Here is a 24,820-nt window from a genome sequence, read left to right as displayed (position 1 = left end):
AACATGAAAAAAAGATTGAATATAGGGCTTGTGGGTTTAGGGTGTGTGGGGAGCGCGGTCGCTAAAATCTTACAAGAAAATCAAGAAATCATCAAAGACAGAGCCGGCGTGGAAATTAAAATTAAAAAAGCGGTGGTGCGAGATGTGAAAAAGCACAAGGGCTATGCTTTTGAAATCAGTGATGATTTAGAAAGCTTGATAGAAGATAAAGAAATTGATATTGTTGTGGAGCTTATGGGTGGGGTTGAAGCGCCTTATCTTTTAGCTAAAAAAACTTTAGCCAAGCAAAAAGCCTTCGTTACGGCCAATAAAGCCATGCTAGCGTATCACCGCTATGAATTAGAACAAACCGCTAAAAACACCCCCATAGGCTTTGAAGCGAGCGTGTGTGGGGGTATCCCTATTATCAAGGCTTTAAAAGACGGCTTGAGCGCTAATCATATCCTTTCTTTTAAAGGGATTTTAAACGGCACGAGCAATTACATTTTAAGCCAGATGTTTAAAAATCAAGCGAGTTTTAAGGACGCTTTGAAAGACGCGCAACATTTAGGCTATGCGGAATTGAACCCTGAATTTGACATTAAGGGCATTGATGCGGCGCACAAATTGTTGATTTTAGCGTCTTTAGCGTATGGCATTGATGCGAAATTAGAAGAAATCTTGATTGAAGGCATTGAAAAGATAGAGCCAGATGACATGGAGTTTGCCAAAGAGTTTGGTTATAGCATCAAACTTTTAGGCATCGCTAAAAAACACCAAGATTGCATTGAATTAAGGGTGCATCCAAGCATGATTAAAAACGAATGCATGCTTTCTAAAGTGGATGGGGTGATGAACGCTATCAGCGTCATAGGGGATAAGGTGGGCGAAACTTTGTATTATGGGGCTGGGGCTGGGGGAGAGCCTACCGCAAGCGCGGTCATTAGCGATATTATAGAAATCGCAAGGAAAAAAAGCTCTCTAATGCTGGGCTTTGAAACCCCTCAAAAACTCCCCCTAAAACCCAAAGAAGAAATCCAATGCGCTTATTATGCGCGCTTGTTAGTGAGCGATGAAAAAGGGGTTTTTTCTCAAATCAGCACGATTTTAGCCCAAAATGATATTTCGCTCAACAATGTTTTGCAAAAAGAAATCCCGCAATCCAACAAGGCTAAAATCTTATTTTCCACGCACACCACCAACGAAAAATCTATGCTGAACGCCCTTAAAGAGCTTGAAAATTTACAAAGCGTGTTGGATACCCCTAAGATGATTCGTTTGGAAAATTGAATGCGTTTTTTGAACAACAAACATAGAGAAAAGGGCTTAAAGGCTGAAGAAGAAGCTTGCGGATTTTTAAAATCGTTGGGTTTTGAAATGGTGGAGAGGAACTTTTTTTCACAATTTGGCGAAATTGATATTATCGCTTTGAAAAAAGGGGTTTTGCATTTCATTGAAGTCAAAAGTGGGGAAAATTTTGATCCCATTTATGCGATCACGCCGAGCAAATTAAAAAAGATGATTAAAACGATCCGCTGTTATTTGTCTCAAAAAGATCCCAATAGCGATTTTTGCATTGACGCTCTTATTGTGAAAAATGGTAAATTTGAGCTTTTAGAAAATATCACTTTTTAGATTTTTATCAAAAATCAATGCGATTTCATTAACATTCTTAAGATAATATAGTTCTCGTTAATCAAAATCAATAGAATATTTAGGAGTAACCAATGAGTCACTATATTGAATTAACTGAAGAAAATTTTGAAAGCACCATTAAAAAAGGGGTTGCGTTAGTGGATTTTTGGGCGCCATGGTGTGGTCCTTGTAAAATGCTATCCCCTGTGATTGATGAATTAGCTAGCGAATATGAAGGTAAGGCTAAGATTTGTAAAGTCAATACCGATGAGCAAGAAGAATTGAGCACGAAATTTGGTATCAGGAGCATCCCTACGCTTTTATTCACAAAAGATGGCGAAGTTGTCCATCAGTTGGTGGGCGTGCAAACTAAAGTTGCTTTAAAAGAGCAATTGAACAAACTTCTAGGCTAATAGCATGATAGATTGCGCGATTATTGGAGGTGGTCCTGCAGGTTTGAGTGCGGGGCTTTACGCCACTAGAGGCGGTGTTAAAAACGCCGTTTTATTTGAGAAAGGAATGCCTGGAGGGCAAATCACTGGCAGTAGTGAGATTGAAAACTATCCGGGCGTTAAGGAAGTGGTGAGCGGGTTGGATTTCATGCAACCATGGCAGGAGCAATGCTTTCGCTTTGGCTTAAAGCATGAAATGACCGCTATTCAAAGGGTTTCTAAAAAAGACTCTCATTTTGTTATTTTGGCAGAAGACGGCAAGACTTTTGAAGCTAAGAGCGTGATCATCGCTACCGGTGGTAGCCCTAAACGCACAGGCATCAAGGGCGAGTCAGAATATTGGGGTAAAGGCGTTAGCACTTGTGCGACATGCGATGGCTTCTTTTACAAAAATAAGGAAGTAGCGGTGCTTGGTGGGGGCGATACCGCCGTAGAAGAGGCGATTTATCTAGCCAATATCTGCAAAAAAGTCTATCTTATCCACAGAAGAGATGGTTTTAGGTGTGCACCTATCACTTTAGAGCATGCTAAGAACAATGATAAGATTGAGTTTTTAACCCCTTATGTGGTAGAAGAAATCAAGGGCGATGCTTCTGGCGTGTCTTCTTTAAGCATTAAAAACACAGCCACTAACGAAAAAAGAGAGCTAGTCGTGCCGGGGTTTTTTGTTTTTGTGGGTTATGATGTGAATAACGCCGTGTTGAAACAAGAAGATGGCTCTATGCTATGCAAATGCGATGAATACGGCTCTATTGTCGTGGATTTTTCCATGAAAACGAACATTCAAGGCTTGTTTGCGGCAGGAGATATTCGCATTTTTGCCCCTAAACAAGTGGTTTGTGCTGCAAGCGATGGTGCTACGGCAGCCTTAAGCGTGATTTCTTATTTAGAACACCATTAAATCAAGCTTATAACCCTAGATTTTAGGGTTATGAGTTCTCACTTCAAACATTCATTGGATTTTCAAAGCTTGTAGGTTTTTGTAGCCGTGATGCGATTTGATTCGCATGGCGTTGGTTTTTAGTTGGATATGTATCATTAAATTTAAAAAAAGTTTTATTGTAAAACAGAGCTTAAAACGATATACTCTATTAAAAATTATGGGAGTCTAAGCTTTGCGTGTTTTTATCATTTCTTTAAATCAAAAAGTGTGCGATAAATTTGGTTTAGTTTTTAGAGGCACCACGACTTTACTCAATAGCATCAATGCCACCCACCACCAAGCACAAATTTTTGATGCGATTTATTCTAAAACTTTTGAAGGCGGGTTGCACCCCTTAGTGAAAAAGCATTTACACCCTTATTTCATCACGCAAAACATCAAAGACATGGGGATTACAACCAATCTCATCAGTGAAGTTTCTAAGTTTTATTACGCTTTAAAATACCATGCGAAGTTTATGAGCTTGGGGGAGCTTGGGTGCTATGCGAGCCATTATTCGTTGTGGCAAAAATGCATAGAGCTCAATGAAGCGATCTGTATTTTAGAAGACGATATTGTTTTAAAAGAGCGTTTTAAAGAGAGCCTGGAGTTTTGTGATAAACACATCAACGAATTAGGCTATATCCGTTTGATGCACTTATTATATGATGCCAGTGTGAAAAGTGAGCCTTTGAACCATAAAAACCACGAGATACAAGAGCGCGTGGGGATCATTAAAGCTTATAGCCATGGGGTGGGGACGCAAGGCTATGTGATCACGCCCAAGATTGCCAAAGTTTTTTTGAAACACAGCCGAAAATGGGTTGTTCCTGTGGATACGATAATGGACGCTACTTTTATCCATGGCGTGAAAAATCTGGTGTTACAACCTTTTGTGATCGCTGATGATGAGCAAATCTCTACGATAGCGCGAAAAGAAGAACCCTATAGCCCTAAAATCGCTCTAATGAGAGAACTCCATTTCAAATATTTGAAATATTGGCAGTTTGTATAACCAATAATAAAAAATACTAAAGAGCGTTTTAAAGCTTTAGCTGTCCCTATTTGATTAGAATAAAGCTCGTTTTTAACCGCTTTTAAAAATGGATTAAAATTTTAAGTGGATTTTAAAAGGGTTTTAACCCCTTTTAGCTTCTATAAGCAATCTAAATAAGACGCATTAAAAGAATGAAGCGCATTAGAAAATTATTTTCTAATTTTCTAATGCTTTAAGATTAAGATTTTTTAGGATTGGCTTCGGTTACCCTAATCGTTCTGCCCATAAAATCCGTATTATCCAATTTAGCAATCGCTTCCCTAACGCCCTCTTCTTGCATTTCCACAAAGCCAAAACCTTTAGGTTTCTTCGTTTCTCTGTCATAAATCAGTTTGACATTAAAAACTTTGCCAAATTGACTGAAAAGCTCCTTGACTTGCTCACTAGTAGCGCTATAAACCAAATTCCCTACATAAATGTTTTTCAAGATAAAATTCTCCGGTAAAAAAATGACAACATACCCATAAGAATATGAAAAAGTTATAAAAAAGTAACACTTCTAAAACCCAAACACATCCAAAACAGAAGTATGGTGGATTTTATCTAATGATTGCTTAAAAAATTATAAAAGCTATTAATGGGTATTGATAATAAAATACGAAAGAGCTTACACACGCAAGCGGTAATTTTAAAAAGCGTTATTAAAGGATAAGGGGAGCATGGTTTCAAAATCACCCCCTATCCTTTTAAAAGCTTTACCATGAAGCAAAGTTTTAAAAAAACAATATTAAGCCAAACAAGAACGCTTTGTTTAATGCCCTTCATCGGTTAAAACAGCCCCTGCCAAATACACATAAGTGAGGATCATAAAAACAAAAGCTTGTAAAATCCCCATAAAAAACAACACCATAAAGGGCGCTACAGGAACCGCCCAAGGCACTAATAAAAGCATGATGAGTAAGAACATGTCATCGCCCTTGATATTCCCAAACAAACGAAACGATAAAGACACGATCCTAGAAAAATGCGAGATGATCTCAATAGGGAACATGAAAGGGGCGAGCCACTTCACAGGGCCTGCAAAATGAGCAAAATACTTAAAAAAGCCCTGCACTCTAATGCCTTCAAAATGGTAATAAAAAAACACAATCAGTGCTAAAACCAGCGTAAAGCTCCAGCTAGCCGTAGGGGATTCAAAGCCAGGAATGATGCCTATCATGTTGGAAAAAAAGACATACAAAGCGATCGTGCCAGCTAGGGGGAAGTATTTGCGGGCTAATTCTTCGCCTATAATATCCTTAGCCACGCTCAAAATCGTGCTAATGATGCTCTCATACACATTCTGCAAACCCATAGGCACCATCTGCATTTTGCGCGACGCGCCAAGCGAAATGAAAAACATCAAAACCGCTGTCAAAACGACAAAAAACCCAGTGATAAAATCATGATTGGAGCTAAAAAAATTAGCAATAGTAAATACTCTGTGTTCCATGAAAAAGTTTCTCTAAGCCTTATTGAAAATTTCCTTAATTGTAGCAATTAAGTTTTAAAAACTCATTAAACCAAGCTTTTTAACGAGTTTTTTAACGATTTGTCTTGTTTTCTTTTAAAATTCACCCATAATAATTAGGGGCTTCTTTGGTAATATCCACGCCATGCACATGGCTTTCTTTTAACCCCGCGCTAGTGATTTCTACAAATTCAGCGTTTTGATACAATTCCAAAATATTTTTCGCCCCCTGATACCCCATAGAAGAGCGCACGCCCCCTACTAATTGGAAAATCATATCCGAAACCTTACCACGATAAGGCACACGCCCCTCAATGCCTTCCGGGACTAACTTTTCACTCGCCACGCCCTCTTGAAAATACCTATCAGAACTCCCTTTTGTCATAGCCCCAATGCTGCCCATGCCCCTATAGCTTTTATATTGCCTCCCTTGATAGATCATAAAATCCCCTGGAGATTCTTCTGTGCCAGCGAGTAAAGAGCCTATCATCACGCTTGATGCCCCCAAAGCTAAAGCCTTAGCCACATCGCCTGAATAGCGGATCCCTCCATCTGCAATCACAGGAATATCAAATTTAGACGCCACTTCTACGCAATTATCAATCGCGCTCACTTGGGGCATTCCCACTCCAGCCACAATCCTAGTGGTGCAAATGCTTCCTGGCCCAATACCCACTTTAACAGCGTCCGCTCCCGCGCTAATCAAATCGCTTGTGGCCTCTTTAGTTACCACATTCCCCACAATCACATCCACTACCAAGCTTTTTTTAATCTCTTCTAAAGTGTGTAAGATATTGGCTGAATGCCCATGCGCGCTGTCTAGCACCAGTGCATCCACCCCCGCTTTAACTAACATTTCAGCCCTATCTAGTTGCCCCACTCCAATAGCCGCCCCCACTCTCAACCTCCCAAAATCATCTTTATTGGCCTCAGGGTATTCAATGCGTTTTTGAATGTCCTTGATCGTGATCAAGCCTTTTAAAACATTATCTTTATCCACAATGGGCAATTTTTCAATCTTATGCTTGTGCATCAAATCGCTCGCTTCATCTAAACTAATGCCCACATGAGCGGTAACTAAAGGCATTTTAGTCATCACATCGCCCACTTTTTTACTCAAATCGGTTTCAAAGCGCACGTCTCTGTTGGTTAAAATCCCAATCAACAACCCCTTATCATCTACCACAGGCACGCCTGAAATCTTGTAATTATCCGTTATGACTTTAGCGTCCGCTAGCGTCCTGTGTGCATGGATAAAAATAGGATCATTAATCACCCCACTCTCACTCTTTTTCACCTTAGTGATTTCTTTGACTTGCGTTTGAATATCCATGTTTTTATGCACGATGCCAATACCCCCAAGGCGCGCCATAGCGATAGCGGTTTTATGCTCTGTAACCGTATCCATAGCCGCGCTGATAAAGGGGATATTCAAACTAATGTTTTTGGTTAGGCGGGACTTTAAGCTCACATCTTTAGGTAAAACGCTGGATTTTCTAGGCACCATCAACACATCTTCAAAAGTCAAAGCCCTTTGTAAAATTCTCATTTTCTATCCTTAATCTAATTTTAAATCCAATTCTTGCTCTAAAGCGTAAGAAACATCTAAAAGGCTTTGCTCATCAAAAGCCTTAGCAATGAATTGCATCCCTATGGGCAAGCCTAAAGGATCTTTAGCGACCGGCAAGGAAAGAGCTGGCAAACCGCTCAAATTCGCTCCAATCGTGTAAATATCGCTCAAATACATTTCTAAAGGGCTTGCATGGTAATTGAACAAATGGGCGCTCGTAGGGGCTACAGGGGTGAAAATCAAATCCACTTCTTCAAAAATCTTGTTGTATTGCTCTTTAATCATCAAACGCATTTGCTGGGCTTTCAAATAATAAGCGTCATAATACCCGCTGCTTAAGACAAAATTCCCTAACATGATGCGCCGTTTCACCTCATCGCCAAAACCTTCACTGCGGCTTTTGAGATACAATTCTTTCAAATCTTTAATATTTTGAGCCCTCCTCCCATAACGCACCCCATCAAATCTGGCCAGATTCGAACTCGCTTCAGCCATGCTGATAATATAATAGATAGAGATTTGATAATGCGAATCCAACATCTTTTTTTCCACAATCTCATGCCCCATTTCTTTCAAGGCTTTAAGGGTGTTTTCATAAGCGAGTTGCACTTCATTGCTCGCGTCTTTAATGTGATCCCTTAAGATAGCGATTTTAAAGCGTTTGTCTCTGTTAAGGTTTTTAAAGGTTTGCGTGGGTTTGAGATTCGCGCTCGTGGAGTCCTTGCTGTCATACCCGCTAATAGCGTCAAATAAAATAGAAGCGTCTTCTACATTTTGCGTGATAGGCCCGATTTGATCAAAACTAGAGCAATACGCGATCAAACCATAACGGCTCACCCTCCCATAAGTGGGTTTTAACCCCACGCACCCGCAATAGCTCGCCGGCTGCCTGATAGATCCGCCCGTATCGCTCCCTAAAGCCGCCACCGCTAAGCCGCCCGCTACTGCTGCCGCGCTCCCTCCACTGCTCCCTCCAGGCACTCTGTTTTTATCTCGTGGGTTTTTAGTGATCCCATAGCAACTAGACTCTGTGGTGCTTCCCATCGCAAACTCGTCCATGTTAGAAAGCCCAAACCCTGCCATGCTGTTTTGGTGCAAGTTTTCAATCACGCTCGCATGATAAGGAGCGACATAGCCTTCTAAAATCTTACTAGAACAAGTGATTTCCCACCCCTTAACGCTGATATTGTCTTTAATAAGGATTGGCACCCCCTTAGCGCTAGCGCCATTAAGGCTAGGGGCTTTAATATAAGCGTTCAAATCTGAAGCTCTAACCTTAGCGTCAATTTCGTTTTTAAGGGTTTCTAATTCATCTTGGGATAAAGAAAGGGCTTGTTTTAAAGTGATCATGTGTTTAGCCTTACAAAAAATTTAATGGTAGTTTAACATGCTTAGGTATAAAACGAGCTTATAAGAGCGTTTTTAAAAAGCGTTCAACCTGCTTATTTAAATCTTTCAAACTAGATCTGTTGTCTATAATGTAATCGCTCATGGCTCGTTTTTGCTCTATATCCATTTGACAAGCTAAGCGCTGCAAGATTTCAGCTTCTTTGAGTTTGTCTCGCTCTAAAAGGCGCTCAATTTGTAAGGCCCTGGGCGCATAGATTAAAACCACCTTACTCACAGGATAGCATTTTTTACCCCCCACTTCAAAAAACAAAGGGATGTCTAAAAAATACGCTTGATGATCCTTTTCTAATTCACAGGCTTTTTTAAGCATGCATTCACGGATTAAAGGGTGTAAAAAATCCTCTAGCCATTTTAACTCATTAGCGTTTTGAAACACGATCGCGCCAAGTTTTTTTCTGTTTAAAATACCCTTTTCTAAAATCTCTGATCCAAAATGTTGGGCGATTTTAAACCGATGCTCTTGCAATAATTGGTGGGCGATTTTATCCGCATCTAAAATTTCATAGCCTTGCGATTCCAATATTTTAAGGGTGGTGCTTTTACCGGTGCCTATCCCCCCTGTGAGAGCGATAGCGTTTTTTAAGATCATTTTAAGATTTGATATTGTCTTTAAAGACTTCTTGTAAATTTTTAGGCAAAGCGAATGCAGCCCTATGAATGTCTTCGTTATAATACCTCACGCTTGTTAGCACTTCTATTTTTGGCGTCATTAGATCTTTTAAAGGGTGGGTTTTAAAAGAAGCGTAAATATAACCTTTATTGCTCAAAATCCTTAAAGGCGCTACAAAAGGCATGGCAACAGAAAAAAAGTCGCCCATGTTTTTAAGGGCGTTTTGCATGCTCACATGCTCTAATAGCGGGTGTTTGGCTACCGAAATAAACACCCCATCTTCTTTAAGCATTCTTTTTAAACCATCCACTTTATGAATATCCGGCTCTTGCAAGCAAAGGATCAAATCGTATTTTTTAATGTCTAAATCTAAAAGTTGTTTAGCGTGCGTGAAATTCTTGTTGTTTTTCACTTCATGGAAATGGGGGAAAAAACTAATAAAACTATCTAATATCTTTTCATCTGCTTGCACAAAATCTATACGCGTGTCGTATTTAAAAAGCTGGTGGGCTAATTCCAAATCAAACCCATCCACGATTAAAACCTCTTTAAGCTCTTTCTTGGTGCAACCCCCCATATGAGCGAGCAATTCGCTTTCAATGTGCAAAAAATTCTTAAACAGCAACTGGCGGTTGAGCATCGCAATCTCGCCAAAATCCTTAGATTTAAAAATCTCTAAGATATTATGCTCGCTTCTAACATCTAATAATTTCGCTTCTATGGTGTATTCTTTACGCAAATACGGCGTGATTTCTTGGGTGATCCACATAAACATTCCTTAGCTTATTTCTTAATAACATCCATGCCTTTGAAACGCTAACATGCTACCCAAAAAAATCTAAATTGTCGTAATAAACGCCCTAACTTTCCTTAAGACATTCTAAAAAGAGTTCCGTATCGCTCTTAAAGCGTTCTTTTTTAAAATCCAAATCAATACTGATGGCTTTATGCTGGCTGTCTAATTTATCGGTTGAATGCTTTTTTAACACCATTTGACACTTTGAAATCTCAATGGCGTCTAAAGCCTTATCCCCTATCGCCCCTATCGTATAAAAATCACCGATCTTTTTTTCCAATGGAAACGATTCATAAAAAGGTCTCAAACTCAAATCGCTGTTATTGGTAGTATAAACATACGAAGAAATCTTGCCCTTAAATTGCGCGATTTGCGTTTTAGTGTCATTAAAAATGAAAGTTTGGATCTGGCGATCTTTATCGTTTTGATCTTTTAAAAAACGCTTCAAGGCTTTGGATTGGATTTCTACCAACCATTGATCCCCTTCTTTACTCATCACAATATCCCCATCCTTTAGGGGGTAGAAATTTTGTTGGGAATATTCAATGAGTTTTGGATTTTTTGTTTTTCTTTTAGGTTTGTAAAGGAACGGGATTTTTTCATTATTAGCGTTGTTGTTGGGATCGTTTTGGTATAGGGGCGGGTTTTTTTCATTATTATCACTTGGCTCATTCAATAAAATCAAAGGAGTTTCTTTAGGGTCATTGTCTTTGTCGTTGGTTAGTTGGGCGAAAGCGTTTGTCTCACTTGTAGGGTGGTACACCATATTTTTTAAAAAAATCGTTTCGCTAAAGACTTCATAATCCGAATCCACATAGCTGGGGCGTTTAGAGCCGTCATTTTCTTGCTCTTGGGCTTTTTTTTGCAACTTAATAAACCTCTCTTGCGAGCAAGCTAAAAAGCATATTAAAATCATTATTACCACGCCTATTTTTTTGACTAAAAACAATACTAGACCCTTATTTAAGCTTTAAATAACTATAATATTGTAATCTAATTTTGATTAAATTGAAGCGACAAAAAAGATGAATACAAGCCCTAAAACTTTAAAAACCATTGCGATTTTAGGCCAGCCTAATGTGGGGAAAAGCTCACTATTTAACCGCCTGGCTAGAGAAAGGATCGCTATCACTTCAGATTTTGCAGGCACTACACGAGACATTAACAAACGAAAAATCGCACTAAATGGCCATGAAGTGGAATTGTTAGATACAGGGGGCATGGCTAAAGACGCTCTTTTGTCTAAAGAAATTAAAGCCCTTAATTTAAAAGCCGCTCAAATGAGCGATTTGATTTTATATGTTGTGGATGGCAAGTCTATCCCTAGCGATGAAGACATCAAGCTTTTTAGAGAGATTTTTAAGATCAACCCTAACTGCTTTTTAGTGATCAATAAAATTGATAACGACAAAGAAAAAGAGCGAGCTTATGCGTTTTCTTCTTTTGGCATTCCCAAGAGTTTTAACATCTCCATTTCGCACAATAGGGGCATTAGCACATTGATTGATGCGGTATTGAACGCATTGAATTTAGACAAAATCATAGAGCAAGATTTGGATGCGGATATTTTAGAAAGCTTAGAAAATAACGCACCAGAAGAAGAAACTAAAGAAGAAGAGATTATTCAAGTGGGCATCATTGGGAGGGTGAATGTGGGCAAAAGCTCGCTTCTAAACGCGCTCACGAAAAAAGAAAGGAGCCTTGTTTCTAGCGTGGCTGGCACGACCATTGACCCCATAGATGAAACCATTCTCATAGGCGATCAAAAAATTTGCTTTGTGGATACCGCTGGCATCAGGCATAGGGGTAAGATTTTAGGCATTGAAAAATACGCTCTAGAACGCACGCAAAAAGCCTTAGAAAAATCCCACATCGCGCTTTTAGTTTTAGACGTGAGCGCTCCTTTTGTGGAATTGGACGAAAAGATCAGCTCTTTAGCGGATAAACACTCTTTAGGCATCATTCTTATTTTAAACAAATGGGACATCCGCTACGCCCCCTATGAAGAGATCATGGCAACCTTAAAAAGGAAATTCCGCTTTTTAGAATACGCCCCTGTGATCACAACCAGTTGCTTAAAAGCGCGCCATATGGATGAAATCAAACATAAAATCATAGAGGTCTATGAGTGTTTTTCCAAACGCATTCCCACAAGCTCACTCAATAGCGTGATTTTTCAAGCCACCCAAAAACACCCCTTGCCAAGCGATGGCGGGAAATTAGTGAAAGTGTATTACGCCACGCAATTTGCCACCAAACCCCCTCAAATCTCTCTTATCATGAATCGCCCTAAAGCCTTGCATTTCAGTTACAAACGCTATTTGATCAACACCTTAAGGAAAGAATTTAATTTTTTAGGAACGCCTTTAATCCTTAACGCTAAAGATAAAAAGAGCACCCAACAAAATTAAATTTTTTATGCATTAAACCCCCTTAAAAAAGCGTTTTTGCTTGATTTATCTTTAGGATTTGATTATAATTACCGCTCAATCAGCTAGGCTAAGCGTTTAGATCGCTTGGTTTTGGCATCCATTAGAAAAGGGGTTATCCACATGAACAAAGCGGAATTTATTGATTTGGTTAAAGAAGTGGGTAAATACAACAGCAAAAGAGAAGCTGAAGAAGCGATCAACGCCTTTACTCTAGCGGTAGAAACAGCTTTAAGCAAGGGTGAGAGTGTGGAGTTGGTTGGTTTTGGCAAATTTGAAACCGCAGAGCAAAAAGGCAAAGAAGGTAAAGTTCCAGGAAGCGATAAAACTTATAAAACCGAAGACAAACGAGTGCCTAAATTCAAGCCCGGCAAAATCCTTAAACAAAAAGTTGAAGAAGGCAAGTAAATTTGATCCACTCAGCAAGGGGCTTATCAATAAAGTTTCTTGCTTTCTTATAAAATGTCCTTGTAGCTCAGCTGGATAGAGCGTATGATTCCTAATCGTAAGGTCGTGGGTTCGAATCCCGCCAAGGACACCACTCGCATTATTTTTACTACCATAGGGATTTAAAATAATCGTTGTTTGTGTTGTTTGTGAAAAAGGTAGTTAAAAGAAATTAAAAATTTAACCTTATCCTTAAAAAGCACTCAAAAAAATATTTTATTTTTCATCTTATTTAAAAAATATTCAAAGCATTTTTTACAATTAAAAAGCTTGCAAAAAGCAAGCGATAACCTCTACAAAAACGCTCTTTAGGGGGTTTTAGTTGTGGGTTGTAGGGGAGGATTTTTCAAAATGCCCCTTATCCTATTAAGAAATGGGTTTAAAAATCAAACTTAAAAAATGGGTTTTATCATAAAATAAAAACTTAAAACGATACAATCAAGCCATTAAAATCCCTTTTTTTAAAAAATTGAGTTATCCCTATTAAAAATTGAGAAAGCCAAAAAATAAATCATAATCCCCTAGACTTTAAATTAAATTAAAAACTCACTAACCTTAAGCTTAGTAAAAATATCCGCATGACAAATCCATTCAAAAATGATATAATACCCCTTAATAAATTCATTTTAAGGAAAATGCCCATGCGTTTGCACACTGCCTTTTTTGGTATTAATTCGTTGCTTGTCGCCACTCTTTTGATAAGCGGTTGCAGTCTCTTTAAAAAGCGTAACACTAACGCTCAGCTAATCCCCCCTTCAGCTAACGGGTTGCAAGCCCCCATTTATCCCCCAACCAATTTCACCCCTAGAAAGAGCATTCAGCCTCTCCCAAGCCCTCGCCTTGAGAATAACGATCAGCCCATCATTAGCTCTAATCCCACTAACGCTATCCCTAACACCCCTATTCTCACGCCCAATAATGTCATTGAGTTGAATGCGGTGGGCATGGGTGTGGCTCCAGAATCCACCATTTCGCCCTCTCAAGCCCTAGCTTTGGCCAAGCGAGCGGCTATCGTTGATGGCTACCGCCAATTGGGTGAAAAAATGTATGGTATTAGGGTGAACGCTCAAGACACCGTCAAAGACATGGTTTTACAAAATTCCGTGATTAAAACGAGGGTGAATGCTCTCATTCGTAACGCTGAAATCACTGAGACTATCTATAAAGACGGCTTGTGCCAGGTGAGCATGGAGCTTAAATTAGACGGCAGGATTTGGTATCGTATTTTGAGCGGAGCGAGAGGATAAACCCTCTCACTCTATAATCATGCGGTATTTTAGAAGCGCTTTTTTATTATTTTTCATGACGCTTTTTTTTGTCTCTTGCTCCAAGCACCCTTTTTCTAAGCAAACCCCCAAAACTAGGGAGCAAATCAGACAAGAAGAAGCCAATAAAAAAAGAGAAGAGACTTTAAATGCCTTGCGCCAATTCAGACTCATTTACATTAACACGCCGGTTTTTCGCTTTTATGATTACGGCACGATCAAAACCGATAAAGACCACAATACTGAAGTAACCCTTTATAAGCTCAGCCAAAGAGTGGGCGATATTTATATGACTAAACGGAACATTTGTTTTAGCCAAAAATGTTCGGCTAAATGGATTGCTGCAAGGGATTTGTTTGGCAAGGTGAGCTATGGGGATTTGTTTGATGACATTGTTTTAGGGAGGGATATTTTTAAGGGCTTAGGGAAACGCCACCTAACCCCTGAATACGTGATCCAAAGGTTTCAAAAAAGCGGGGAAATTATCCTTTATGAAAGAAAAAATGGCCTGATTTCTTTCCAGAATTTGACGCAAAAAATTGCTATTAGGATTGAACCCTATGAGCCTTCTTTACAAGATTTAGAAGACAATGAAAACGCTGATAGCGAGCTTCAATGAAAAACTTTTCCCCACTTTATTATTTTAAAAAGCTCAAAAAACGCCATTTAATCGCTCTGAGCTTGCCCTTGCTTTCTTATGCCAATGGCTTTAAGATCCAAGAGCAAAGCCTAAATGGCACGGCTTTAGGCTCGGCGTATGTCGCTGGGGCTAGGGGCGCTGACGCTTCCTTTTACAACCCGGCGAATATGGGCTTTACTAACGATTGGGGTGAAAACAGAAGCGAATTTGAAATGACCACCACCGTGATCAATATCCCGGCCTTTAGCTTTAAAGTCCCTACGACTAACCAAGGCTTGTATTCGGTTACGAGTTTAGAAATTGATAAAAGCCAACAAAATATTTTAGGCATCATCAACACTATAGGGCTTGGCAATATCCTTAAAGCGCTTGGCAATACGGCTGCTACCAATGGCTTATCACAAGCAATCAATCGTGTTCAAGGGCTTATGAATCTAACCAATCAAAAAGTCGTAACCCTCGCTTCAAATCCTGATTCTCAAATCGTGAATGGCTGGACGGGCACGACTAATTTTGTTTTACCTAAATTCTTTTATAAAACGCGCACGCATAACGGCTTCACTTTTGGGGGGAGTTTCACCGCTCCTAGTGGGTTGGGCATGAAATGGAATGGTAAGGGGGGGGAATTTTTGCATGACGTGTTTATCATGATGGTAGAGCTTGCCCCTAGCATGAGCTATACTGTTAATAAGCGCTTTTCAGTGGGTGTGGGTTTAAGAGGGCTTTATGCGACCGGGAGCTTTAATAACACCGTTTATGTGCCTTTAGAGGGTGCTTCGGTTTTGAGCACGGAGCAAATTTTAAATTTACCCAACAATGTTTTTGCCGATCAAGTGCCAAGTAACATGATGACTTTATTAGGCAATATTGGCTACCAACCAGCGCTTAATTGCCAAAAAGCCGGTGGGGATATGAGCGATCAGAGCTGTCAAGAGTTTTATAACGGCTTGAAAAAAATCATGGGTTATAGCGGCTTAATCAAAGCGAGCGCGAATCTTTATGGCACCACTCAAGTCGTGCAAAAATCCAACGGGCAAGGCGTATCAGGGGGGTATAGAGTGGGTTCGAGTTTGCGTGTGTTTGATCATGGCATGTTTTCTGTGGTGTATAATTCTTCAGTTACATTCAACATGAAAGGCGGTTTAGTGGCTATCACAGAGCTTGGCCCTTCTTTAGGGAGCGTTTTGACTAAAGGCAGCTTGAATATCAATGTTTCACTCCCCCAAACCCTAAGCCTAGCCTACGCCCACCAATTTTTTAAAGACCATTTAAGAATAGAGGGGGTGTTTGAGCGCACCTTTTGGAGTCAAGGGAATAAATTTTTAGTAACCCCTGATTTTGCGAACGCTACTTACAAGGGCTTGAGCGGAACGGTGGCTTCACTAGACTCTGAAACGCTTAAAAAAATGGTAGGCTTAGCGAATTTTAAAAGCGTGATGAACATGGGGGCTGGCTGGAGAGACACCAACACCTTTAGATTAGGGGTAACTTACATGGGTAAAAGCTTGCGTTTGATGGGTGCTATTGATTATGACCAAGCCCCAAGCCCTCAAGACGCGATAGGCATTCCGGATTCTAATGGCTATACCGTGGCTTTTGGGACGAAATACAACTTTAGAGGCTTTGATTTGGGCGTGGCGGGGAGTTTTACTTTTAAGAGCAACCGCTCCAGTTTGTATCAATCCCCAAGTATTGGGCAATTGAGAATCTTTAGCGCTTCTTTAGGCTATCGCTGGTAAAACATGCCAAATCATCAAAACATGTTGGATAACCAAACGATTTTAATCACCGGAGGCACTGGGAGTTTTGGCAAACGCTTTGTTCGTAAAGTTTTAGACACCACCAACGCTAAAAAAATCATCGTTTATAGCCGAGATGAATTGAAGCAAAGCGAAATGGCCATGGAATTTAACGATCCCAGAATGCGTTTTTTTATCGGCGATGTCAGGGATTTAGAGCGCTTGAATTACGCTTTAGAGGGCGTGGATATTTGTATCCATGCGGCCGCGCTCAAGCATGTGCCTATCGCTGAATACAACCCCCTAGAATGCATTAAAACCAATATCATGGGGGCGAGCAATGTGATTAACGCATGCTTAAAAAATGAAATCAGCCAAGTCATCGCCCTAAGCACCGATAAAGCCGCTAACCCCATTAATCTCTACGGCGCGACGAAATTGTGCAGCGACAAGCTCTTTGTGAGCGCGAACAACTTTAAAGGCTCTTCTCAAACGCAATTTAGCGTGGTGCGTTATGGTAATGTGGTGGGTAGTCGTGGGAGCGTGGTGCCGTTTTTTAAGAAATTAGTCCAAAACAAGGCGCATGAAATCCCCATTACCGATATTCGCATGACACGATTTTGGATCACCTTAGATGAGGGGGTTTCTTTTGTGCTTAAAAGCTTGAAAAGAATGCATGGGGGTGAAATTTTTGTGCCTAAAATCCCTAGCATGAAAATGACTGATCTCGCCAAAGCCCTAGCTCCTAATACTCCTACTAAAATCATAGGCATTCGCCCGGGCGAGAAACTCCATGAAGTGATGATCCCTAAAGATGAGAGCCATTTGGCCCTAGAATTTGAAGACTTTTTTATCATTCAGCCCACCATAAGCTTCCAAACGCCTAAAGATTACACGCTCACCAGACTCCACGAAAAAGGCCAAAAAGTCGCCCCTGATTTTGAATACAGCAGCCATACTAATAACCAATGGCTAGAGCCTGATGATTTGTTAAAATTACTATGAATTTTTTAGAAGATTTGTTTTACCCCTTAAGATTGTTAGAAAACAAGCGCGTTTTATTGCTCGTGAGCGGATCTATTGCGGCGTATAAATCCCTAGAATTAGTGCGCTTATTGTTTAAAAGCGGGGCTAGTATCCAAGTGGTGATGAGTAAGGGCGCAAAAAAATTCATCAAACCCTTAAGCTTTGAAGCTTTGAGCCACCATAAAGTCTTGCATGATCGTAATGAAAAATGGTATTACAACCACCAAAACAAATTGCACCACAACCACATCGCATGCTCTGCTAGTGCTGATTTACTCATCTTTGCCCCTTTAAGCGCTAACAGCTTGTCTAAAATCGCTCATGCTTTAGCGGATAATACCATTAGCGCGACTTTTTTAGCTTGCGCTTCCCCTAAAATCCTAGCCCCTAGCATGAACATTAACATGCTCAATTCCCCTATCACTCAAAGTAATTTAAAACGCTTGAAAGATTCCAATCACATTATTTTAGACACCCAAAACGCCCTTTTAGCATGCGACACTAAAGGCGATGGGGCGATGGCTGAGCCTTTAGAAATCCTTTTTAAAGCCGCTCAAACGCTCTTAAAAGACGCTTATTTTGAAAACAGAGAAGTCATAGTCATGGGTGGCGCGAGCGTGGAAAAGATTGACAGCGTTAGAGTCATTAGCAATCTTTCTAGCGGGATTCAAGCGAGTGCGTTGGCTTTAGCGTTATATTTTAAGGGAGCGAAAGTTACTTTGATTGCATCAAGCTTCCCCACTCCTTTGCCTAAAGAAATCACAAGCGTTCCCGTTAGCGACACCGCTTCTTATGAAAACGCCTTAAATAACGCCGCTAAAAACCTGCAAAAGCATGCCTTAAAACCCCTACTCTTCAATTTAGCCGCCATTAGCGATTATGTGCCTAAAATTTCTTTTAACCATAAGCTTAAAAAAAGCGAGATCGGTGAAACCCTAAACGTTGAATGCGTTCAAAATAAGGATTTACTAGCCTCTATCAATCCTAATCAATTCGTTAAAATCGGTTTTAAAGCTGAAGACGATCAACAAAACGCTATCAAAAACGCTCAAAATCTTTTAAAACCTTCTCAAGATAACGGCAAGGATTGCTCTGTGGTCGCTTTAAACCTCATTAAAGATTCACGCCCTTTTGGCTCATTAGACAATGAATTGTGGCTCTTTAGCCATAAAAAAACCCAAAAAATCCCTTCCATGAACAAACTAGAAGCGAGTTTTAAAATCCTTGATTTTATCAAAGACAACGCCCTTTAATGCTAGAAGCCCTAAACGCCCTAAACCAGCTTAACGCCCTTCATTCCAAAAACGCCGCACACCATTTTAACGCTACTTTACCCATTCTTTTAAAGGTTTTAGAAAAACAAGATAAAGATCTTTTTCTTTTGCAAGTGGGTAATAAAATTATCCCCACCAAAAGCGAACAGGAATTAAAAATCAATCAGCCTTATTTTGCGACTATGCAAAGGAATCAGCTGGGCGATATTGTGCTTAAAAATTTAGTGCCTGCCCCAAAAATCTTAGACGCATTAGACGATTTGCCAACCATTGAAATGAAGAAATTAAAAGAAATATTGAGTGCCAAAGACAACACCCCCCTAAAAGAATACAAAGAACTTTTGAGCGAAAAATTAATCCATGCTAAAAGCTCGCAAGAGTTTTTGAATACAGCCAACATGCTTTTAAGCTTGCAATCGCAGGTTTTAAGCTTTGTGGTTGAAAACGAACGCAAAAAAGCCTTTTTACAGATGAAAGCCAAAAAACAAAGCGTTGATTTTTACGCTCTGTATCCTAACTTGGGCGAAATTGGCGGCGTTATTTATTTAAAAGAAAAAGAAAAACAGCTTTTTTTAAAAACCACCCTCCAAAGGACTAAAGAGGTTTTAAAAGAGGCTCAAAACACCCTTTTAGGCTTTTCTTTTGTGGAAATTGTGTGCGAAAAAACCCCCATGCTTTTTGCGTTTGAAGATCGCTTATTGGACACGCTAGGGTAAGTTTTTAGCGTTTTAAAAACGCCTTTATAATGGATTTAAGCGCTTTTTTATCCAATAAAAGAGCGATACCCTCTTTTTACTTTAATCCATGCGGAACTTTAGAATTCCTCACGCATTTTTTAAAAGTGTTTCAACCGCTAAGGCTTTATCTTTGGCTTGCGTGATCGCGCTAATGACTGCGATACCCCCATATTCCCACAATTTTGAAGCGTTATCTGTCGTGATGCCCCCAATCGCTATAAGGGGTTTTTTTACACCGCTATCTTGTATTTTTTTTAAAAGATTGATGCCTACAACTTCTTTAGCGTCTTTTTTAGATGGTGTGGGGAAAATAGGGCCTACCCCTAAATAGGATACGCTGTCTAAATGGTGTGCTTTTAGGGCTTGCTCTAAAGTATTGACGCTCAAACCGATAAAAAGGCGCTTTTGGCATAAAGTTACTACCTCTTCTATAGCCATGTCCTCTTGCCCCACATGCACGCCATCAGCCTTTAATTCTAGCGCGAGTCGCACCTCATCATTAATAATAAAAGGCGCGCCGTATTTTTTGCATAATTTTTGACACTCTAGGGCTAATCGTTTGATTTCAACAGGATCTTGTAAGGCTAAATCGCCTTTTTGGCGGAATTGAAACGCTGTGATTTGAGATTGTAAGGCTAATTCTAAAGTCTCTAAAAGCGCGTTTATCCTATCGCCTTTTATATGGTAGAAGTCTTGCGAGCCAACCACGAACATGAGTTTCAAACAATTCGCATCAAACAAGCTTTTTGATACTCCATAAATTCAAAGGCCCATGCCCATGCCCAATGTTTAAGGGGTTTTGAATGATGGTAGTTAAAAGCTCTTTAGCCTTTGAAATAGCGTTTTTCAAATCCAACCCTTGAGCGAGTAAACCCGCAATCAAACTAGACAGAACACAACCCGTGCCATGCGTGTTTTTGGTGTTGAATCGCTTGGCGTTTAGGATAAATTCAGCGTCTTCTAAAAACACCCAATCGTTGCTAAATTCCCCTTGAAAATGCTCTGTATGCCCCCCTTTAATCACAGCGTTTTTAACGCCTAAATCCCTTAAAACACCCATCGCTTTTGAAGCGCTTTTATAATCTCGCACTTGAACGCCTGTGAGCGCATAGACTTCAGGGAGGTTAGGGGTTAGTAAATTGGTTTTAGGTAAAAGGCGTTTTTTTAAGCTTAAAATCGCATCTTCTTCTAAAAGCAAAGCCCCATTTTTTGCCACCATCACCGGATCTAAAACGCACAACCCAAAATCACAAGTTTCTAAAGTGTCCGCTACGCATTCAATGATTTTAGCGTTGCATAACGCTCCCATTTTGAACGCTTTGATAGAAAAATCATCTCTAATGGCTAAAATTTGCGCTTTCACGCTCTCTACACTCAACGGATAAACCCCATGCACGCCCTGTGTGTTTTGCGCGGTGATGCAAGTGATCACGCTTGTCCCAAACACGCCCAAAGTTTGGAACGCTTTCAAATCAGCCTGTATCCCAGCGCCACCACCGCTATCGCTGCCAGCAATGCTTAAAACTTGCGGATAAATTTTCACAACTCTTCCTTAATAGGGGTCTTTTTTCAAACTCAAAAAGCTCGCGCACGCTGCTGCGTGCAAACACCCAGCCCCAGTAATGAGCGCTAAATACTCGCTCCCCCCAGTAATGCTAAAAACTTTTTTCCCATCGCTCACGTAATCTATTTTACCCGTCATTACCGCTACCACAGAATATTTTTGAGCCGCTAGTTTGACAATTTCTACAGGCGTGCTGGCATCATGGGAGTCTAGCCCTTTACTTTGGCAAGAAATACCCACTAAAGAGCCTAATTCTGCAGCGTTGCCCCTAAGCGTGCTAATCCCACCACTTTTCAAAAGCTCTAAACTGGTGTCATGACGCAAAGCGCTCGCGCAACACCCCACAGGATCTAACACAATGGGTTTATCCAAAGCCTTGTAATGTTTGATAGCCTCTTTAGCACATAAAATCGTGCGTTCATTGAGGGTGCCAATATTGATAGCGAGTGCGTCAGAAATTTTCGCTAAATCTTGCATTTCAGCAATGGCATCACTCATTAAAGGCGATGCCCCTAAGGCTAACAAACCATTAGCCACAAATTGTGCCGCCACATAATTGGTGATATTATGCACTAAAGGGCGTTTTTGGCGTAATTCTTTTAACATTTTGATGAACCTCCTTAAATTTTTTTTATTTTACAAAAAAATCCATTAAGCGGCACTTTTTTGAGTTTTAATACAAAAGCGTTCAAAACTATTTTTCATTAACCTCATCTTTTTTAATTCTTTTTAAATATAGCGCTAGTGAGATCACAAAAGCGGTGGAAAAAGCGAGAAAGGCTTGCAGCGACTTTTTCTTTCACCTCTTGATAGCGCGAATTTTTGTCAAACCTAGAGACTTTTTCTTTAATGATTTCAGGAAATTCCGTCCCGCTGAAATTGATTTCGCCCCCACTAAAGGCATGCTGCATGAACGAATAGGCTTTTTCTTCATTCAAGCGGTTTTCTTTTATGATATTTTGGAATTCCTCTTCTCTTTTTTGGTGGATATAGTTTTGAAAATATTCATGGACTTCTTCATCTTTGTTGTATTTGTCAATGAAACCCATGATCAAATCTTTTTTATTCCTTAATTCTATGCTGGAGTTAAGGATCGGCTCTATTTTGGTTTCAACGCCTTGAATTTCTAGATCATCCTCTTTAGCATATTTTTCAATCAAGTTTAAAATATAGTCAATATTGACTTCCACTTGCTTGATGAGTTCAATTTCAAAAATCAAATCGTCGTTAATCTCTTCTTTATCCCTCCCTTTTTCTGGCCTCATTGCATCGTAAAAATCAAGGTATTTGCTTTGATAGTCTTGAAAATCCCTTGGATTGATGTGATCGTCTTTGTTGAAATTTTCAAAGCTGCTTAAAATATTTTCCAATTTCAAAATCTTGCCAAAAAGCTTGATGAAATCCTTTTTCTGGCTTTCTGAAATGATCGACTCTTTTAAGGGAAACTCGGCTAAAAGCCTTCCAATCAAACCCTCATAGCCCTCGTATTCTTTGTTATTATCAATATAGCCTTTCAAATAATCTTCATATTTTCTTAATAGCGCAATGGTTTGAGCGTCCTTATTGCCAAAAAGCATGAGCGCGTCATTCAAATCCTGCTCTAAATCCCTAAAACACACGATATTCCCATGCGTTTTAACGCTGTCTAAAATGCGATTTGCGCGTGAAAAGGCCTGAATTAGCCCATGGTATTTCAAGTTTTTATCCACCCAAAGGGTGTTGAGCCTTGTAGCGTCAAATCCGGTCAAAAACATATTCACCACCATTAAAAGATCGATTTCACGATCCTTCATTTTTTGAGAAAGATCCTTATAATAGCTTTGGAATTTTTGATCCGAAGTGTCAAAAGAAGTTTTAAACATCCCGTTATAATCCGTAATCGCGCCCTCTAAAAAATCCCTTGAGCTTTTGTCTAGCCCGGCAGCGCTTTCATTGTTTTCAACTTCTAGTGCTTCAATTTCTTCATTAGCACTATAACTGAAAATGGTAGCGATTTTAAGGTTGTGTTTTTCTTCTTTAAAAGCTTGGTAGTATTTTTTCAGCGCTTCTATACCAGAGCATGCCAGAATGGAATTGAATTTTTTACTTTTAGTGGCTTGATTGAAACGCTCTAAAATGCATTTAGTAATTTCTTTAATCCTCCTACTATCTAAAAGAGCGTTTTTTTCATCAACCGCTCTAACCTCTTTATCCTTAATACCCTCTTTAGCTTTAATGGTGTTGTGGTATTCCACTCTAAAGGGCAAAACGTTTTTATCCCTAATCGCATCAATAATGGTGTATTGGTGGAGGTATTTCCCAAATTTTTGCTCCGTTGTGCCTAACGGGTTGTTTTTATCGCAATTGGCTGCAAAAATGGGCGTGCCGGTGAAGCCAAAAAGGTGGTATTTTTTAAACGCTTTAGTGATAGTTTGGTGCATTGAGCCTAACTGACTCCTGTGGCATTCATCAAAAATCATCACCACCTCTTCATTAAAAATCGCATGCCCTTTAGAGTGGGCTTTAACGAATTTGTCTAATTTTTGGATCGTGGTGATAATGATTTTAGCGCTAGGGTCTTCAAGCTGTTGTTTTAAAATCTTGGTGCTTGTGTTGGAATTAGCGCAATCTTTTTGGAATTTATCGTATTCTTTCATGGTTTGATAGTCTAAATCCTTCCTGTCCACCACAAACAAAACTTTTGAAACGCCTTCTAATTCTTTAGCTAAAGTCGCGCTTTTAAAGCTCGTTAAGGTTTTACCGCTCCCTGTCGTGTGCCAGATATAGCCTCCGCTCTGGCTTTTCCCATAAATTTTACTATTTTGCGCAGCTTTGATTTTTTCTAAAATCCTTTCAGCCGCCACGATTTGATAAGGCCGCATCACCAATAAAACCTCTTCGCTTGTAAAAACGCAATAGCGCGTTAAAACGTTCAAAAGGCTGCGTTTTGCAAAAAACGACTTAGCAAAATCCATTAAATCCTCAATATTATGATTCTTGCTATCCGCCCAATAATTCGTGAATTCAAAAGTATCGGCTTTATGGTTTTTTTGGGCTATTCTGGTGGTGTTTGAATAGTATTTAGAGCTCGTGCCGTTACTGATGACAAAAATCTGCACGAACTCAAAAAGCCCGTCTTCAGCGCTAAAACTATCCCTTTTATAGCGCTTGATCTGGTTGAACGCCTCTCTGATCGCTACGCCTCTTTTTTTCAATTCCACATGCACTAAAGGCAAGCCATTCACAAGGATACTCACATCATAGCGGTTTTGATACTTCCCCCCTTCATTGCTGTATTGGTGGATCACTTGCAAGGCGTTTCTATGGATATTTTTCTTATCAATGATTTTAATGTTTTTGGTTTTCCCGTTCTCTAGGGTTAGGTTAAAAATCGGATCTTCTTGGATTTTTCTCGTTTTAGCCTTATAGTCCTCGTTTTTATTAGCGATGAATTGAGAATAAAGAGCGTCCCATTCCTTAGGCGTGAAACAATGATCATTAAGCTTTTCTAACTGCTCTTTTAAATTGTCTTTTAATTCTTTTTCATTGTGGATTTGTTTAAATTCATAGCCTTGTTTTTCTAAAAGCGCGATAAACGCCCTTTCTAGCTCTGCTTCGCTCTCATAAGCGCTTTTCCTCTCACTATCGCTATGAAATTGCGCTACTACCGTGCTTTCATTGCTTTCTGCGATCGTTTCGTAATCCATGTTATTCCTTTTAAAAAATATTTCAAATTCTTTTTACGCAAGCTCTTTTATTATTGATTGTAAAAACGCTTTTAGCATTTTTTAACTTCTTTGTGTGGGGTTAGGGGTTTAAAAGTCAATAGTTTTTCTCGG

At 39.7% G+C, this 24,820-nt stretch carries 22 protein-coding genes, 1 tRNA gene and 2 pseudogenes; 14 read left to right on the top strand and 11 right to left on the bottom strand.

Translation table 11 applies throughout. The annotated features are described in order from the left end of the window. The first annotated feature begins 3 nt into the window (after positions 1-3). From FIM66_RS05545 to FIM66_RS05525, 5 genes are all read left to right on the top strand, one after another. The gene (locus tag FIM66_RS05545) at positions 4-1,269 is read left to right on the top strand and encodes a homoserine dehydrogenase (RefSeq protein WP_140600175.1); all 1,266 of its coding nucleotides are present in this window, start codon (positions 4-6) and stop codon (positions 1,267-1,269) included. Then, on the top strand, positions 1,270-1,614 hold the full coding sequence (locus FIM66_RS05540) for a YraN family protein (protein ID WP_001211699.1): 345 nt from the start codon (positions 1,270-1,272) through the stop codon (positions 1,612-1,614). Positions 1,615-1,706: 92 nt separating this feature from the next. Then, the gene (gene trxA / locus FIM66_RS05535) at positions 1,707-2,027 is read left to right on the top strand and encodes a thioredoxin (RefSeq protein WP_000020201.1); all 321 of its coding nucleotides are present in this window, start codon (positions 1,707-1,709) and stop codon (positions 2,025-2,027) included. A gap of 4 nt (positions 2,028-2,031) precedes the next feature. Beyond that, on the top strand, positions 2,032-2,967 hold the full coding sequence (trxB, locus tag FIM66_RS05530) for a thioredoxin-disulfide reductase (protein WP_120926753.1): 936 nt from the start codon (positions 2,032-2,034) through the stop codon (positions 2,965-2,967). 214 nt (positions 2,968-3,181) lie between these two features. Beyond that, positions 3,182-4,003, top strand: coding sequence for a glycosyltransferase family 25 protein (locus FIM66_RS05525; RefSeq protein WP_140499818.1), 822 nt, complete (start codon positions 3,182-3,184; stop codon positions 4,001-4,003). Positions 4,004-4,223: 220 nt separating this feature from the next. Here the strand turns inward: FIM66_RS05525 and FIM66_RS05520 are convergent, their stop codons facing one another. The 7 genes from FIM66_RS05520 to FIM66_RS05490 all read right to left on the bottom strand — a co-directional run bounded on the left by FIM66_RS05520 (position 4,224) and on the right by FIM66_RS05490 (position 10,830). Beyond that, positions 4,224-4,472 carry an RNA-binding protein gene (locus FIM66_RS05520; RefSeq protein WP_000790555.1) on the bottom strand — a complete coding sequence of 83 codons (249 nt, stop codon included), beginning with the start codon at positions 4,470-4,472 and terminating at the stop codon, positions 4,224-4,226. Positions 4,473-4,796: 324 nt separating this feature from the next. Beyond that, on the bottom strand, positions 4,797-5,477 hold the full coding sequence (locus FIM66_RS05515; protein ID WP_000401212.1) for a F0F1 ATP synthase subunit A: 681 nt from the start codon (positions 5,475-5,477) through the stop codon (positions 4,797-4,799). 121 nt (positions 5,478-5,598) lie between these two features. Beyond that, entirely contained in the window at positions 5,599-7,044 is a 1,446-nt protein-coding gene (gene guaB / locus FIM66_RS05510; protein ID WP_001221734.1) for an IMP dehydrogenase, read from the bottom strand. Between the two features lie 9 nt (positions 7,045-7,053). Then, positions 7,054-8,415, bottom strand: a complete 1,362-nt coding sequence (gene gatA, locus FIM66_RS05505; protein WP_000631441.1) for an Asp-tRNA(Asn)/Glu-tRNA(Gln) amidotransferase subunit GatA — start codon at positions 8,413-8,415, stop codon at positions 7,054-7,056. 58 nt (positions 8,416-8,473) lie between these two features. Continuing rightward, the gene (coaE, locus tag FIM66_RS05500; protein ID WP_140499823.1) at positions 8,474-9,064 is read right to left on the bottom strand and encodes a dephospho-CoA kinase; all 591 of its coding nucleotides are present in this window, start codon (positions 9,062-9,064) and stop codon (positions 8,474-8,476) included. 1 nt (position 9,065) lies between these two features. Then, positions 9,066-9,854, bottom strand: a complete 789-nt coding sequence (locus FIM66_RS05495; protein ID WP_140499825.1) for a spermidine synthase — start codon at positions 9,852-9,854, stop codon at positions 9,066-9,068. Between the two features lie 91 nt (positions 9,855-9,945). Then, positions 9,946-10,830: a hypothetical protein gene (locus tag FIM66_RS05490; protein ID WP_140600174.1), complete on the bottom strand. Its 885-nt coding sequence runs from the start codon at positions 10,828-10,830 to the stop codon at positions 9,946-9,948. Between the two features lie 76 nt (positions 10,831-10,906). Here FIM66_RS05490 and der point away from each other — a divergent pair, with 76 nt between their 5' ends. The 9 genes from der (at position 10,907) to FIM66_RS05445 (ending at position 19,417) form a co-directional block, all read left to right on the top strand. Further along, positions 10,907-12,292 (top strand): ribosome biogenesis GTPase Der, encoded by a 1,386-nt coding sequence (gene der, locus FIM66_RS05485; RefSeq protein ID WP_140600173.1) that lies wholly within the window; start codon positions 10,907-10,909, stop codon positions 12,290-12,292. Positions 12,293-12,433: 141 nt separating this feature from the next. Then, positions 12,434-12,718 carry an HU family DNA-binding protein gene (locus FIM66_RS05480; protein ID WP_033622418.1) on the top strand — a complete coding sequence of 95 codons (285 nt, stop codon included), beginning with the start codon at positions 12,434-12,436 and terminating at the stop codon, positions 12,716-12,718. 56 nt (positions 12,719-12,774) lie between these two features. Then, a tRNA-Arg gene (locus FIM66_RS05475) sits at positions 12,775-12,851 on the top strand. Positions 12,852-13,398: 547 nt separating this feature from the next. Next, positions 13,399-14,004 (top strand): LPP20 family lipoprotein, encoded by a 606-nt coding sequence (locus FIM66_RS05470; protein WP_001236611.1) that lies wholly within the window; start codon positions 13,399-13,401, stop codon positions 14,002-14,004. 19 nt (positions 14,005-14,023) lie between these two features. Further along, complete coding sequence (locus FIM66_RS05465) at positions 14,024-14,641, top strand: HP0838 family lipoprotein (protein ID WP_108321660.1); 618 nt, start codon at positions 14,024-14,026, stop codon at positions 14,639-14,641. Next, positions 14,638-16,401 (top strand): OmpP1/FadL family transporter, encoded by a 1,764-nt coding sequence (locus FIM66_RS05460; protein WP_140548783.1) that lies wholly within the window; start codon positions 14,638-14,640, stop codon positions 16,399-16,401. Before FIM66_RS05465 ends, FIM66_RS05460 begins: the two co-directional genes overlap by 4 nt. A 21-nt stretch (positions 16,402-16,422) precedes the next feature. After that, on the top strand, positions 16,423-17,406 hold the full coding sequence (gene pseB / locus FIM66_RS05455; protein ID WP_001910067.1) for a UDP-N-acetylglucosamine 4,6-dehydratase (inverting): 984 nt from the start codon (positions 16,423-16,425) through the stop codon (positions 17,404-17,406). Continuing rightward, entirely contained in the window at positions 17,403-18,680 is a 1,278-nt protein-coding gene (gene coaBC, locus FIM66_RS05450; protein WP_140600172.1) for a bifunctional phosphopantothenoylcysteine decarboxylase/phosphopantothenate--cysteine ligase CoaBC, read from the top strand. Before pseB ends, coaBC begins: the two co-directional genes overlap by 4 nt. Further along, positions 18,680-19,417: a hypothetical protein gene (locus tag FIM66_RS05445; protein ID WP_140446369.1), complete on the top strand. Its 738-nt coding sequence runs from the start codon at positions 18,680-18,682 to the stop codon at positions 19,415-19,417. Before coaBC ends, FIM66_RS05445 begins: the two co-directional genes overlap by 1 nt. Before the next feature lie 108 nt (positions 19,418-19,525). Here the strand turns inward: FIM66_RS05445 and thiE are convergent, their stop codons facing one another. From thiE to FIM66_RS05425, 4 genes and pseudogenes are all read right to left on the bottom strand, one after another. Continuing rightward, positions 19,526-20,179 (bottom strand): thiamine phosphate synthase, encoded by a 654-nt coding sequence (gene thiE, locus FIM66_RS05440; RefSeq protein WP_140600171.1) that lies wholly within the window; start codon positions 20,177-20,179, stop codon positions 19,526-19,528. Next, positions 20,172-20,981 (bottom strand): bifunctional hydroxymethylpyrimidine kinase/phosphomethylpyrimidine kinase, encoded by an 810-nt coding sequence (gene thiD, locus FIM66_RS05435; protein ID WP_140600170.1) that lies wholly within the window; start codon positions 20,979-20,981, stop codon positions 20,172-20,174. The genes thiE and thiD overlap by 8 nt, the downstream gene beginning before the upstream one ends. A gap of 15 nt (positions 20,982-20,996) precedes the next feature. Beyond that, positions 20,997-21,608, bottom strand: a pseudogene (gene thiM / locus FIM66_RS05430) (hydroxyethylthiazole kinase); the annotation flags it as partial. 88 nt (positions 21,609-21,696) lie between these two features. Next, positions 21,697-24,688 (bottom strand): annotated as a pseudogene (locus tag FIM66_RS05425) (HsdR family type I site-specific deoxyribonuclease). Positions 24,689-24,820 lie beyond the last annotated feature (132 nt).

This window comes from Helicobacter pylori, assembly GCF_006439795.1.
Lineage (GTDB): Bacteria > Campylobacterota > Campylobacteria > Campylobacterales > Helicobacteraceae > Helicobacter > Helicobacter pylori_CR.
The sequence above is the reverse complement of the archived record's forward strand: the minus strand, read 5'-3'. Positions and strand labels throughout refer to the sequence as shown.

Bases quoted from the DNA above. Each gene is read 5' to 3' on its own strand.
- FIM66_RS05545 (WP_140600175.1), top strand. From the start codon at position 4: ATGAAAAAAAGATTGAATATAGGGCTTGTGGGTTTAGGGTGTGTGGGG.
- FIM66_RS05540 (WP_001211699.1), top strand. From the start codon at position 1,270: ATGCGTTTTTTGAACAACAAACATAGAGAAAAGGGCTTAAAGGCTGAA.
- trxA (WP_000020201.1), top strand. From the start codon at position 1,707: ATGAGTCACTATATTGAATTAACTGAAGAAAATTTTGAAAGCACCATT.
- trxB (WP_120926753.1), top strand. From the start codon at position 2,032: ATGATAGATTGCGCGATTATTGGAGGTGGTCCTGCAGGTTTGAGTGCG.
- FIM66_RS05515 (WP_000401212.1), bottom strand. From the start codon at position 5,477: ATGGAACACAGAGTATTTACTATTGCTAATTTTTTTAGCTCCAATCAT.
- guaB (WP_001221734.1), bottom strand. From the start codon at position 7,044: ATGAGAATTTTACAAAGGGCTTTGACTTTTGAAGATGTGTTGATGGTG.
- gatA (WP_000631441.1), bottom strand. From the start codon at position 8,415: ATGATCACTTTAAAACAAGCCCTTTCTTTATCCCAAGATGAATTAGAA.
- coaE (WP_140499823.1), bottom strand. From the start codon at position 9,064: ATGATCTTAAAAAACGCTATCGCTCTCACAGGGGGGATAGGCACCGGT.
- FIM66_RS05495 (WP_140499825.1), bottom strand. From the start codon at position 9,854: ATGTGGATCACCCAAGAAATCACGCCGTATTTGCGTAAAGAATACACC.
- der (WP_140600173.1), top strand. From the start codon at position 10,907: ATGAATACAAGCCCTAAAACTTTAAAAACCATTGCGATTTTAGGCCAG.
- FIM66_RS05480 (WP_033622418.1), top strand. From the start codon at position 12,434: ATGAACAAAGCGGAATTTATTGATTTGGTTAAAGAAGTGGGTAAATAC.
- FIM66_RS05470 (WP_001236611.1), top strand. From the start codon at position 13,399: ATGCGTTTGCACACTGCCTTTTTTGGTATTAATTCGTTGCTTGTCGCC.
- FIM66_RS05465 (WP_108321660.1), top strand. From the start codon at position 14,024: ATGCGGTATTTTAGAAGCGCTTTTTTATTATTTTTCATGACGCTTTTT.
- FIM66_RS05460 (WP_140548783.1), top strand. From the start codon at position 14,638: ATGAAAAACTTTTCCCCACTTTATTATTTTAAAAAGCTCAAAAAACGC.
- pseB (WP_001910067.1), top strand. From the start codon at position 16,423: ATGTTGGATAACCAAACGATTTTAATCACCGGAGGCACTGGGAGTTTT.
- coaBC (WP_140600172.1), top strand. From the start codon at position 17,403: ATGAATTTTTTAGAAGATTTGTTTTACCCCTTAAGATTGTTAGAAAAC.
- FIM66_RS05445 (WP_140446369.1), top strand. From the start codon at position 18,680: ATGCTAGAAGCCCTAAACGCCCTAAACCAGCTTAACGCCCTTCATTCC.